The sequence below is a fragment of the Mediterraneibacter catenae genome (genome assembly GCF_008691045.1).
In the GTDB taxonomy this organism is placed as follows: domain Bacteria; phylum Bacillota; class Clostridia; order Lachnospirales; family Lachnospiraceae; genus Mediterraneibacter; species Mediterraneibacter ornithocaccae.
In genome coordinates this window covers 63185-76011 of the sequence record NZ_VMSO01000008.1, presented here as the reverse complement: position 1 = coordinate 76011, position 12827 = coordinate 63185, and the positions used below count along the sequence as shown (strand labels likewise).

At 45.9% G+C, this 12827-nt stretch carries 13 protein-coding genes; 12 read left to right on the top strand and 1 reads right to left on the bottom strand.

All coding sequences use genetic code 11. From position 1 onward, the window contains the following. Window positions 1-7: 7 nt before the first annotated feature. Both FNY66_RS07880 and FNY66_RS07875 read left to right on the top strand, forming a co-directional pair. Complete coding sequence (locus FNY66_RS07880; protein WP_150310776.1) at window positions 8-793, top strand: DUF4367 domain-containing protein; 786 nt, start codon at window positions 8-10, stop codon at window positions 791-793. Between the two features lie 64 nt (window positions 794-857). Next, entirely contained in the window at window positions 858-1352 is a 495-nt protein-coding gene (locus FNY66_RS07875) for a DUF6147 family protein (protein WP_150310775.1), read from the top strand. A gap of 263 nt (window positions 1353-1615) precedes the next feature. Here the strand turns inward: FNY66_RS07875 and FNY66_RS07870 are convergent, their stop codons facing one another. Then, window positions 1616-1858 carry a TIGR03905 family TSCPD domain-containing protein gene (locus tag FNY66_RS07870; protein ID WP_087149844.1) on the bottom strand — a complete coding sequence of 81 codons (243 nt, stop codon included), beginning with the start codon at window positions 1856-1858 and terminating at the stop codon, window positions 1616-1618. A 464-nt stretch (window positions 1859-2322) separates the two neighbouring features. Between FNY66_RS07870 and FNY66_RS07865 the strand changes: the two genes are divergently transcribed. From FNY66_RS07865 to FNY66_RS07820, 10 genes are all read left to right on the top strand, one after another. Continuing rightward, window positions 2323-3366, top strand: coding sequence for a hypothetical protein (locus tag FNY66_RS07865; RefSeq protein ID WP_150310774.1), 1044 nt, complete (start codon window positions 2323-2325; stop codon window positions 3364-3366). 133 nt (window positions 3367-3499) lie between these two features. Continuing rightward, the gene (locus FNY66_RS07860) at window positions 3500-4846 is read left to right on the top strand and encodes a glucose-6-phosphate isomerase (protein ID WP_150310773.1); all 1347 of its coding nucleotides are present in this window, start codon (window positions 3500-3502) and stop codon (window positions 4844-4846) included. A gap of 204 nt (window positions 4847-5050) precedes the next feature. After that, the gene (locus FNY66_RS07855) at window positions 5051-6127 is read left to right on the top strand and encodes a 6-phosphofructokinase (RefSeq protein ID WP_087149841.1); all 1077 of its coding nucleotides are present in this window, start codon (window positions 5051-5053) and stop codon (window positions 6125-6127) included. Window positions 6128-6209: 82 nt separating this feature from the next. Next, window positions 6210-7844, top strand: a complete 1635-nt coding sequence (gene dnaX / locus FNY66_RS07850) for a DNA polymerase III subunit gamma/tau (RefSeq protein ID WP_150310772.1) — start codon at window positions 6210-6212, stop codon at window positions 7842-7844. Window positions 7845-7847: 3 nt separating this feature from the next. Next, window positions 7848-8201 carry a YbaB/EbfC family nucleoid-associated protein gene (locus tag FNY66_RS07845; protein ID WP_150310771.1) on the top strand — a complete coding sequence of 118 codons (354 nt, stop codon included), beginning with the start codon at window positions 7848-7850 and terminating at the stop codon, window positions 8199-8201. A 2-nt stretch (window positions 8202-8203) separates the two neighbouring features. After that, window positions 8204-8800 (top strand): recombination mediator RecR, encoded by a 597-nt coding sequence (gene recR / locus FNY66_RS07840; RefSeq protein ID WP_150310770.1) that lies wholly within the window; start codon window positions 8204-8206, stop codon window positions 8798-8800. A gap of 48 nt (window positions 8801-8848) precedes the next feature. After that, window positions 8849-9991 carry a LacI family DNA-binding transcriptional regulator gene (locus FNY66_RS07835; RefSeq protein ID WP_150310769.1) on the top strand — a complete coding sequence of 381 codons (1143 nt, stop codon included), beginning with the start codon at window positions 8849-8851 and terminating at the stop codon, window positions 9989-9991. A gap of 211 nt (window positions 9992-10202) precedes the next feature. Then, window positions 10203-10856 carry a fructose-6-phosphate aldolase gene (fsa, locus tag FNY66_RS07830; RefSeq protein WP_087149836.1) on the top strand — a complete coding sequence of 218 codons (654 nt, stop codon included), beginning with the start codon at window positions 10203-10205 and terminating at the stop codon, window positions 10854-10856. Between the two features lie 56 nt (window positions 10857-10912). Further along, on the top strand, window positions 10913-11749 hold the full coding sequence (locus FNY66_RS07825; protein ID WP_150310768.1) for a transketolase: 837 nt from the start codon (window positions 10913-10915) through the stop codon (window positions 11747-11749). Further along, window positions 11737-12678: a transketolase family protein gene (locus tag FNY66_RS07820; RefSeq protein WP_087149834.1), complete on the top strand. Its 942-nt coding sequence runs from the start codon at window positions 11737-11739 to the stop codon at window positions 12676-12678. Before FNY66_RS07825 ends, FNY66_RS07820 begins: the two co-directional genes overlap by 13 nt. Window positions 12679-12827: the final 149 nt, after the last annotated feature.

Here is a 12827-nt window from a genome sequence, read left to right as displayed (position 1 = left end):
GTAAAGAATGAAAGAACTTAAAAAGTTATCACTGAAAGAAGAAGTCGACAGACAGGCACAGAAGATAGAAGAAGAAGTCCGGAACAGAGATGATCTGGATGATATTAAAGTGTCCGAAGATATGGAAACTTCTCTTTTCAATAAAATACAGGAATACGAATATGATAAGAGAATCAAAAAAGTGGTGCACCGCAGCAGGAAAAAACGCCGTCTCTTTCTGGCGCTTGCGGCTGTGCTTATTCTTGTATGCGGAAGTGTGATAACCGGTACGGGGAGCAAGTCGTATTGGAAGGTACTATGGGAAAGAGTCGCGGGAGATGAAGAATTATCAGTTGTTAATGTAGAAAATATGGATGCTCAGGAAGCAGCAGATTTGGACGAAGTACAAGTGTATAACAAAATAAGAAAAGAAATGGGGATTTTACCTGTAAGATTTGGATATATGCCTAAAGGTATGATTTTTATAGGGCATGAATTAGATGATGAACAGAGCAGAGCTGTTTTATTTTATAAATATAATGGGCAAATTACAAGATACTCTATGTATATGAACAATACAGATTCATCATATGGAAGGACAGAAGTGGATGAAGTAATAGACGAATATCAAATAAAGATAGAAGATAAGGTCATCGTAGAAATAAAAGAGTATAGAGTTACAAATTATGAGAAAAACAGGTATGTGGCCGAATTTGAATATAAAGATGTACAATATCAGCTAATAGGAACAATGGAAAAAAGTGAATTTAATAAAATGATAGAAAATTTATTTTTTTATGATGGAAACACGTAAGTTTTTCTAAAGTTAGTTGTTTAATAAATAGAAGCGCAAAAATGTATTTATAGGAATGAGAAAAATGAAAAAGAAATTTTTATCAATTTTGTGTAGCATGGTAATTTTATGTACTATAACAACGATATCAGCATTTGAGGTTAAAGCAGAAGAGTTAAAGGTAGTAGATGGTTCGGCTCTTACCATGGATGAAAGTTCGACAGGATATTCATCCTCATCACTTTTAAGAGGTGAATATCTTATGACAGGAGAAAGTACAATTTCTAAAGCAGGATTGACGAGGGTATATGCTTATGCTGCTACTACAGCTAATAAGCAAGTAGACTACATAGCAACATTAGTTTATGTGGAAGAGTACATTGAAGAAGAAGATGGCTGGGGACAGGTTGCTTGGTGGGTAGAAGAGACCCATGATGACTACTTCCTTTCTACGGCAAAATCTGTGAAAGTTGACAGAGGACATTATTATAGAGTTCGAGCAAATCATATAGCAGGAGATTATGATGATTTTCCATATGATGAAACAGCATCTGTAACAGATGGAATTTATCTTCCATAAATAGCAACTGAATATTACCCTCCATTAAACCCTGAGAGCAGCCGCCAAGTGCGCCACGGAAACTATTAACAATCAGATTAATTAAATATTTGAGTAACCTGTTCCGAGAAACACCACAAAATATAGGCTGTACATATGGCGGCTGCTCTCAGGGCTTAATGGGGGGAGTTTTTTATATCAGTATTTATTATCCCATGTTCAGAATAAGAATTCAATAACGAAACAGTTAGATTGTTGAACTGTAAGATGCAGAAGGCAGCCGGTTATTTACCGACTGCCTGTTTTAATGCCTGTGCAAGCTGATCCGGACAGGATGTTGATTTGAATCCGCACTTGATTCCGTCGATGCGGGAGATTGCCTCGTCTACATCCATTCCTTCGATCAGGCGTGATATGCCCTGCAGGTTTCCATGACATCCACCTTTGAAGGACACATTTCTCACTTTGTTGTCTATAATATCAAAATGAATCTGCCGTGAACAAACACCTTTCGGCTGATAATCCATCTGTTACACCTCCTTTATCTTTCGAAACAGACGCGGAAAGCCCTCTGCGCACAGTTTTAAGAGAAGTTTCCGAAAGCATTCCGTTATGTGCAGAGGACATTATAACAAATTGAAAAAGAAAATTCAACGAATCAAAATTTTTGTGCGTCAGCTTTCGTGTGAACATGACCCGATATGACATCTGCAGTCCGGAAGGAAAATCCCCAATAAATATGAAGATAAAAGCACTTCGGATCAATGATTTCCAGGTTGATATTAGGTCCTTAAGAGCTTGAAAAAAATGCCGGAATGTAAAAAGCGGACAGCCGCCCTGTGTAGAAATATGTAGAACGGTTTTTGCGGACAACCTGCCCGCAATGGACTATAATGACGACAAACACAATACGAACCGTCGATAAGGACAGGTGCATCAGCCGATGCACGAGGGAGCATTGTGGGAGAATTATATAACAGGAGGGTTTGCTATGTTACAGGGATTAGCAGCAGATACCAGCGTCATTGCATATCTGATGGCGGCTGTCGGGGTACTGGGGATTCTGGCCAAGATCATCAATCAGTTCACTCTGTACAGGCTGGTGAAGGCGGCAGGAAACATGCCGAAGAGCACGCACAGACTGATAAAGCTTGTAAGATCAAAGTACGAACACGCATGTATGATCCGCGATTCAGTGGAAAATATTGATGCGTTTGTGGAAAAATATATTTATGAATATCGCGGATTTGTGTTCCGCATACATACATGGAGACAGATAGAGATTTTATCTGTATGGTTTGCCGGGATACTGGCGGCCCTCGGCGCGTCGGTACTTTACTTTTATTCCGGGTTCTCGGAATCCGTTTATCAATATATTGCTGCGGGAATCGCTGAGGTGGTGCTGCTTTCCGTAGTTATGCGCCTGAGCGATGAGCCGTATAAGGTAAACGCAGTGAAGATGTATATGATAGATTACCTTGAAAATATATGCACGTTCCGCCTGAAACGGCAAAGTGCAAGAGAGAGGGAATTTATCGATGTAATATCTGCGGAAGGAAGTGCGAAAAATACACAGAACGTGGAAGAAAATACGGATTATGCGAGGCAGGAAGCTAAGACGGGGCGAGGGGGAAGAAGCCTGAGGACCGGAAGAGCAGCTAAAAATCTGGCGGAACCGGCATATGCGGGAGCAGATATTCCGGCCGATACAGAACCGACTGGAGGAACAGCAAGGCTGTCGGCGGGTGAAGAAAGATTGTTATCAGAGAATGACAGACTGCAGGCAGCGGCAGATAAAAATTCGTCCGGCAATGATAAAGCGTCCGGACGGAGCGACAGGGGATTTGACAGGGGAAAGAAAGCAGCCGAGGGAAACGGACTTCCGATCAACATCGAGGGTGAACCGAGAAACACCGCGAAAGGCGAGGCGGCGAGAGAGGCAGTCCGCCAGGCGGCACAAGGCCGGACGGACGACGACAGACCGGCTCTGAGAGAGGAGGCGATCCGGCAGATACTGGAAGAATTTCTGGCATAATTGCTTTTAACTTGAATAAGGTATACAGATTTGTTAAAATATGCATAGAGTATCGGCATCGGCTTACGTCTGCCATTGCCGGGATTCAAATGATGATATTGATATCAGAGAATATCAGAGAGGAAGGATTAAGATGAGCAAAGTAACATTTGATTATTCAAAGGCATCCAGTTTTGTACAGGACCATGAGATGCAGTACATGAGCGAGCTTGCCGCACAGGCGAAGGATAAGCTGCTCGCAAAGAACGGAGCAGGAAATGATTTCCTTGGATGGATCGATCTCCCGGTTGATTATGACAAAGAAGAGTTCGCCCGCATCAAAAAAGCGGCGGAGAAGATCCGTGAGGATTCAGAAGTCCTTCTTGTGATCGGAATCGGCGGTTCCTATCTGGGAGCCAGAGCTGCCATCGAGTTCCTCGGACATTCTTTTGCAAATGTAGTATCCAAAGAGATCCGCAAATCTCCGGAGATCTATTTTGTAGGAAACAGCATCAGCAGCACTTATATCAAAGATCTGATCGATGTGATTGGAGACAGAGATTTCTCGATTAACATGATCTCCAAATCAGGAACAACTACAGAGCCTGCGATTGCATTCCGTGTATTCAAAGAGATCATGGAGAAGAAATATGGCAAAGAGGAAGCGGCTAAGAGAATCTATGCGACAACAGACAGAGCAAAGGGAGCACTCAAGAATCTTGCCACAGAAGAAGGATATGAGACATTCGTAGTGCCGGATGATGTAGGAGGACGTTTCTCTGTGCTGACAGCAGTAGGGCTTCTCCCAATCGCTGTAAGCGGCGCTGACATCGACAAACTGATGGAAGGTGCGGCAGCGGGAAGAAAAGCTGCGATCGAGAATGATTTTGCAGAGAACGATGCAATGCAGTATGCGGCAATAAGAAATATCCTTCACAGAAAAGGCAAATCGGTAGAGGTTCTTGCAAACTATGAGCCGAGCCTGCACTATGTATCCGAGTGGTGGAAACAGCTCTATGGCGAGAGCGAGGGCAAGGACCAGAAGGGTATCTTCCCGGCATCTGTAGACCTTACAACAGACCTGCACTCCATGGGACAGTTCATCCAGGACGGCAGCAGAATTATGTATGAGACTGTACTCAATGTAGAGAAGTCCAGAGAAGAGATCATTATCAATGAAGAGCCTGTTGATCTGGACGGCCTGAACTATCTTGCAGGAAAAGATGTTGATTTTATCAATAAGAGTGCGATGAACGGTACGATCCTTGCACATACAGATGGAAATGTTCCGAACCTGATGGTTAAGATTCCGGAACAGAATGAATTCTATCTGGGCGAATTGTTCTACTTCTTCGAGTTTGCATGCGGTGTGAGCGGATATCTACTCGGCGTTAATCCGTTCAACCAGCCGGGTGTGGAGAGTTACAAGAAGAACATGTTCGCACTGCTCGGTAAACCGGGATATGAAGAGCAGAGAGAGGCTCTTCTTAAGAGACTGTAATTCATAGATTACAGTATGAACTGTAACGTTCATCAATAGTTCGATATTTAAGCGTGCCCTGTTATTGAATGGAATTCGTAAATGGGGTATAATAATAAGCAGTCGGAAAAAAGCCGGCTGCTTATTCTGTTATCTACAGGATCGCTCAGAACTGCATGGAACAGGCAGAATCAGGCGGCGGCGTAATAAAGGAGGAAATATGATATGTTACGTATCGGAATGTTGACAAGCGGCGGAGACTGCCAGGCGCTCAATGCAGCTATGCGAGGTGTCGTAAAAGGAGTGTGTTCCAAGAGAGACGACGTTGAGATATACGGCTTCAAAGACGGATACAAAGGTCTGATCTATGCTGATTTCAGTATGCTCACATCCAAAGATTTCTCAGGGATCCTGACGCGGGGCGGTACGATCCTCGGTACATCCAGACAGCCGTTCAAACTGATGAGAGTACCGGACAAGGACGGTCTTGACAAGGTAGAGGCTATGAAGCATACATATCATAAGCTGAACCTGAACTGCCTTGTTATTCTCGGAGGAAACGGCACACACAAGACAGCCAACCTTCTGAGAGAAGAAGGGCTCAATGTCATCACACTGCCGAAGACCATCGACAATGACCTGTGGGGAACGGATATGACATTCGGCTTCCAGAGTGCTGTAGACATTGCAACAGATACGATCGACAGGATCCATACGACAGCTACATCCCACAGCCGTGTCTTCATTATCGAGGTTATGGGACATAAAGTGGGACATGTTACTCTTCATGCAGGTATTGCAGGCGGCGCGGACATCATCCTTCTTCCGGAGATTCCGTATGACATCAAAGCAATCAAGAAAGTAATCGACGGACGCAGCAAAGCGGGCAAGCCGTTTACGATCCTGGCGGTGGCAGAGGGCGCTATCTCAAAGAAAGATGCTAAACTGTCCAAGAAAGAGTATAAAGAGAAGCTGGCAAAGAGAAAATACCCGTCTATAGCTTATGAACTCGCAGAGCAGATCCAGAAAGAGACAGATAAAGAGGTGCGCATTACAGTTCCGGGACATACACAGAGAGGCGGATCCCCGTGTCCGTATGACAGAGTGTTCGCGACAAGAGTAGGTGCGAAAGCTGCTGAGCTTATTCTGGAAGAGAAATACGGTTACATGGTAGCCATGAAGAACGGAGAGACGACGAAAGTACCGCTGGCGGAAGTGGCAGGCAAATTAAAGACGGTAGATCCAAAGTGCGGCCTGATCAAAGAGGCAAGGATGACAGGCATCAGCTTTGGTGACGAGTAAGATAAAAAATATACGCAGGCTGGCGCAGCTGGAATACAAAAGTGCGCTGACCTGCGTAAAAAAGTTAGAAGAGGTGTGATTCATGTCGTATACGGCACTTTACAGAAAGTTCCGCCCGTCCGAGTTTGCGGATGTGAAAGGGCAGGACCATATCATTACAACACTGCAGAACCAGATCAAGGCAAACCGTATCGGACATGCGTATCTTTTCTGCGGAACCAGAGGAACCGGGAAAACAACGGTGGCGAAGATATTTGCGAAAGCGGTGAACTGCGAACATCCGGTGGATGGAAGTCCCTGCGGGGAATGTGAGACGTGCAGATCTATTGCAGCAGGTACTTCCATGAATGTGATCGAGATCGACGCAGCGTCCAACAACGGTGTCGATAATATCAGAGAAATCCGTGAGGAGGTGGCGTACCGCCCGACAGAGGGACGGTACAAGGTCTACATTATCGACGAGGTGCATATGCTGTCCATAGGAGCATTTAACGCACTTTTAAAGACGCTTGAGGAGCCGCCCGAGTATGTCATCTTTATACTGGCGACTACAGAGGTCCACAAGATTCCGATCACCATTCTGTCCCGGTGCCAGCACTATGACTTCAAGAGGATCAGCATCGAGACGATCACAGACAGGATGAAAGAGCTTATGGATGCAGAACATGTCGATGTGGAGGACAAGGCGCTCCGATACATCGCGAAGGCTGCGGACGGTTCCATGCGTGATGCATTGAGTCTTCTGGATCAGTGTATTGCGTTTTATATGGGGCAGAAGCTGACATATGATAATGTACTGGAAGTTCTCGGAGCTGTAGATACGGATGTGTTCAGCCGGCTGCTGCGCAAGGTGATCGAGAGAGATGTGGCAGGAGTGCTGGATGTGGTGGATGACCTTGTCATGCAGGGACGCGAACTGACCCAGCTGGCGGCTGATTTTACATGGTATCTGAGGAACTTGCTTCTGGTAAAAACTTCTGATAATATAGAGGATGTTCTGGATGTATCGACGGAAAATCTGGCACAGCTGAAGGAAGAAGCACAGATGACAGAGCCGGATATGCTGTTCCGCTACATCCGCATTTTTTCCGAATTGTCCAATCAGCTCAAATACGCGACTCAGAAGAGAGTGATGCTCGAGGTGGCTCTTATCAAGCTGTGTACTCCGGCAATGGAGAGCACACAGGATTCTCTGCTGGATCGTATCCGCGCGGTGGAGGAGAAGGTAGAGAAAGGCATCGGAGCCGGCCTGCAGGCACAGGGCGGATATGCCGGACCCGGCCAAAACGGATATATGCAGGATCAGGGAGCTTACGGACAGGCGGGTGTCCCGGGCGGATCTTACGGGGCGCAGGGAGTGGGCGGAGCAGGAGTTCCGCGTGAGCTGCCCAATGCGATCCCTGAAGATGTGCAGGAGGTGGTTAAAAACTTCCGTTCCATCGCCGGTGAAGCATCAGGTATGGTCAGGGGCTATCTGAAGAAAGCACGGCTGAGTCTCGGCGGAGATAACCGACTGATGATCGTGCTTCCGGACGCTCTGGCTGAAAGTGTGGTCGGAAGAGAGGATCATGTGCAGGAACTGGAGAGCCTGATCGAAGAGCGGATCGGAAAGAAAGTGGAAGTAGAAGTGCGGCATGTGGAAGAAGGACGGCATTTTGAAGATACATTCGTAGATATAGAACAGAAGATCAACATGGAGATAACAGTGGAGGATTAGATAATGGCAAAACGAGGAGGATTTCCGGGCGGCGGAATGCCGGGGAACATGGCAAACCTTATGAAACAGGCGCAGCGCATGCAGCGCCAGATGGAAGAGCAGCAGAAAGAACTTGAGGCAAAAGAATTTACAGCTACAGCTGGCGGCGGAGCAGTTGAAGTGACTGTTTCCGGCAAGCGTGAAGTGCTGAAAGTAAAACTTGCCGAAGAAGTAGTCGATCCCGATGATATCGAGATGCTCGAGGATCTGATCGTTGCGGCGACGAACGAGGCACTTCGCAAAGTGGAAGAAGAAAGCGGAGCTGCAATGTCCAGGCTGACAGGCGGACTCGGCGGCGGTGTTCCGGGGATGTTCTAAAGATGGATTATTATAGTAATCAGATCAGCCGGCTGATCGAAGAGTTTTCCCGACTGCCGGGCATCGGGAACAAGTCGGCACAGAGACTGGCATTTCATGTGATCGATATGCCTGTAGACCAGGTTGAAGAACTTGCCAGAACTATAGTGGATGCCCGGAAGAATGTGAGATACTGTAAAGTGTGCTGCACTCTTACAGACCGCGAGACCTGCCCGATATGCAGTAATCCGGACAGAGATAAGAAGACGATCATGGTTGTCGAGACTCCGAGAGATCTGGCGGCCTATGAAAAGACGGGAAAATATAACGGCGTCTATCATGTACTTCACGGAGCAATATCTCCGATGCTGGGGATCGGCCCCGGTGATATTAAGTTAAAAGAGCTGATGGAGCGTCTGCAGGGAGATGTGGATGAAGTTATTATTGCCACGAATTCAAGTCTTGAAGGAGAGACGACAGCTATGTATATCAGCAAGCTTATCAAACCGGCGGGAATCAAAGTGAGCAGGATCGCCAGCGGTGTTCCCGTGGGCGGAGATCTGGAGTATATTGATGAGGTTACACTTCTGAGAGCACTGGAAGGAAGGACAGAACTGTAGCATATGCAGGATATACAGCATTTTGACAGATTGATATGAGAGGTTCACATGAGCGGTAAGAAAGTGACGTCATCGGATGTGGCAAAACGCGCCGGAGTGTCGCAGGCCACGGTCTCGATGGTATTAAATAAGAAATATAACGTTTCATTTTCAAAAGATGTTATCCGGAAAGTGGAGGAAGCGGCACAGGAGCTGGGGTATGAACTTCCGAAGCGCAAAAAGCGCAGGGAGGAGCGCCGTCAGAATCTGCTCGTAGTCATCAGCCCGAATCTTACGAACCCGTACTATGTTATGCTGCTTCAGGGAATCGAGTCGAGAGCCGCAGAACAGGGATTTGGAATCTTTGTGTGCAACACGCAGAGAGACCTGAAGCTTGAAGAGAGGTATCTGAAAATGATATCATCGCTCAATCCGCAGGGAATCATCTACATGTGCAACCCGAGCCAGTGCTTTATGGAGCAGGTGGAAGATCTGTCAAAGAGGATTCCGGTCGTAGTCATAAACAATCAGAACGAAAAGCTGAGTGTGGACGCGGTTGAGCTGGATAATTCCAAACTCGGCCGTTTGATGGCCCGCCATCTGCTTGAACTCGGCCACCGGAAGGTCGGATATATCGCTCCGCCGCTTACTGTGAGACAGAAACAGCGCTCCAAGAGAGTGGAGGGGTTTTTGAAGGAGTTCCAGAGTGCGGGTTTGAAAGAAAACGTGGTGATCAAAGCCGCGGACGAGCAGATTGACAAGGATGTGCCGGGAATAGACTCAGAATACAGGATCGGGTATGATCTGACCAAGGAACTTTTAAAAGAGCATCCGGAGCTGACTGCCATTGTGGGACTCAACGATATGATCGCATTCGGAATTATGGATGCGCTTTATGATGAGAAATACAGAGTTCCCGGAGATATGTCCGTCATGGGGTGTGACAATACACTGTTTGCAAAAGTAAAAGAAGTTTCCCTTACGACAATCGAACACTTTGTCATATATAAGGGAATGGATGCATGCGATATCATTATGAAAAAGATGAATTCGCGCATCAAAAAGTATACAGAGATCGAACCGGTCAGTATCTATCACGTAGAGTATGAACCTAAGCTCGTGGTGCGTGGGACAACTTCATATCCACGTTCTGAAAAAAGAAAAATTAATAAAAAAAGAAAAAATATTATTAATAAAGAAAAAGACGTCTGACAGGTAAGTCCTGAATAATCCTTAAAACTCGTCACTTGATAAAATTCAGATTGTTAAATATTATTAATTATTATTAAAATGATGTGATAATCTGATTTATTAAGTGGCATTTCTCTGTTAATAATTTTTGAGTCGGTTGACCGGAGATTTTTTAACAGATATAATCAGAACAGATACAGTTAATTTTGTCCAGTTTTAAGGAGGAACGAAGATGAGATTTTTTATTGACACAGCGAATGTAGATGACATCAGAAAAGCAAATGATATGGGTGTGATATGCGGTGTTACGACGAATCCGTCACTGATCGCAAAAGAAGGACGTGTATTCGAAGAAGTAATCGCAGAGATAGCATCTATCGTGGACGGACCGATCAGCGGCGAGGTAAAAGCTACGACGACAGATGCTGAGGGAATGATCAAAGAGGGACGAGAGATTGCGAAGATCCACCCGAATATGGTAGTAAAGATTCCGATGACAGCAGAGGGGCTCAAAGCGGTCAAAGTGCTTTCAGCTGAGGGAGTCAAGACAAATGTTACACTGATCTTTACGGCAAATCAGGCACTTCTTGCGGCAAGAGCAGGCGCGACATATGTATCACCGTTCCTCGGACGTCTGGATGATATTTCTGTAAGAGGCGTTGATCTGATCAGTGAGATTTCTGAAATCTTTGATGTGGCAGGAATCGAGACAGAGATCATCGCGGCCAGCGTCCGCAATCCGATCCATATCACAGACTGTGCGCTTGCAGGGGCAGATATTGCAACAGTGCCGTATAAAGTAATCGAGCAGATGACACATCATCCGCTGACAGATGCAGGTATCAAGAAATTCCAGGAAGACTATATCGCTGTATTCGGCGAATAATAGAGAATGCCGGATTATAACAAAGTTTTCCGAAAACTGAAAAAGAGGAGAAATAAATGGACAAGCTTAAATTGATGAAGACTGCAAACGAAGTCCGTAAGGACATTGTGACGGCAGTACACAGCGCAAAGGCCGGACATCCGGGCGGTTCGCTGTCAGCAGCAGATATTTTTACCTATCTTTATTTTGAAGAGATGAATATAGATCCGAAGGATCCGAAGAAAGCGGACAGAGACCGGTTCGTACTTTCCAAAGGACATACGGCTCCGGGACTTTATTCTGTACTGGCTGAAAGAGGATATTTTCCGAAAGAGGATTTAAAGACTCTGCGCCATACAGGATCTTATCTTCAGGGACATCCGGATATGAAGCATATCCCGGGAGTTGATATGTCGTCAGGTTCCCTGGGACAGGGGATTTCCGCGGCAGTCGGAATGGCGATCGCGGCGAAGATAACAGGAGCTGATTACAGGGTATATACACTGCTCGGCGACGGTGAGATCCAGGAAGGTCAGGTATGGGAGGCTTCCATGCTTGCTGCTCATAAGAAACTGGACAACCTTGTAGTGATCGTGGATAACAATAATCTGCAGATCGACGGCGCGATCACAGAGGTTAATTCTCCGTATCCGATCGATAAGAAATTTGAAGCATTTAATTTCCATGTGATCAATATCGATGGAAATGATTTTGATCAGATCGACGCGGCATTTAAAGAGGCGAAGACAGTGAAAGGACAGCCGACAGCCATCATTGCAAAGACAGTGAAAGGCAAGGGCGTATCCTACATGGAGAACCAGGCAGGATGGCACGGGAAAGCCCCGAATGACGAACAGTATAAGATCGCTATGGAAGATCTGGAAAAGGCAGGTGAAGCGTTATGTCAGATGTAAAGAAGATTGCAACGAGAGAGAGCTATGGAAATGCGCTGGCTGAACTCGGTACAGAACATAAGGACGTCGTCGTACTGGACGCTGACCTTGCGGAAGCTACGAAGACAGGTGTATTTAAGAAAGCACATCCGGAACGTTTCATTGACTGCGGTATTGCGGAGAGCAATATGATGGGTGTGGCAGCAGGTCTTGCGGCAGCAGGAATGGTTCCGTTTGCAAGTTCTTTCGCAATGTTCGCAGCAGGACGTGCATTTGAGCAGGTGAGAAATTCCATCGGATATCCGCACCTTAACGTAAAGATCGGAGCGACACATGCAGGTATCTCTGTCGGAGAGGACGGAGCAACGCATCAGTGTAACGAAGATATCGCTCTAATGCGTACGATTCCGGGTATGGTAGTTATTAACCCGTCCGATGATATAGAGGCAAAGGCTGCAGTAAAAGCGGCATATGAACATCAGGGGCCGGTTTACTTAAGATTCGGACGCCTGGCAGTTCCGGTGATCAATGACAGACCTGACTATAAGTTCGAACTCGGAAAAGGAGTTGTCTTAAGAGAAGGAAAAGACCTTACGATCATCGCGACAGGACTTCCGGTCAATAACTGTCTCGAGGCAGCTGAGAAACTTGCTGCAGACGGCATTGATGCGAAAGTGATCAATATCCATACGATCAAACCGCTGGATGAAGAACTCGTAACAGCGGCAGCAAAAGAGACGGGAAAAGTCGTTACAGTTGAGGAACATTCCGTGATCGGAGGTCTTGGAAGTGCCGTGTGCGATGTGCTCGCTGAAAAAGCACCGACAAAGGTAATGAAGATCGGTATCAACGATACATTCGGAGAGTCCGGACCGGCAGTTGAACTGATCAAGAAATATGGACTTGATTCGGAAAGTATATATCAGAAGATAAAAGAATTTTCAAAATAGTTTTTAAATTGTATTCGGGGACGTAGTAAAATCGGATTTTACTACGTCCCCGATTGCGTTTTGACCTGTCCCTGATTGAATTTGTCGAACTTACCTGACATTAACTGATAAATTCAGCTATTTCTCTGTGCTATTCTCTTTACGACGCC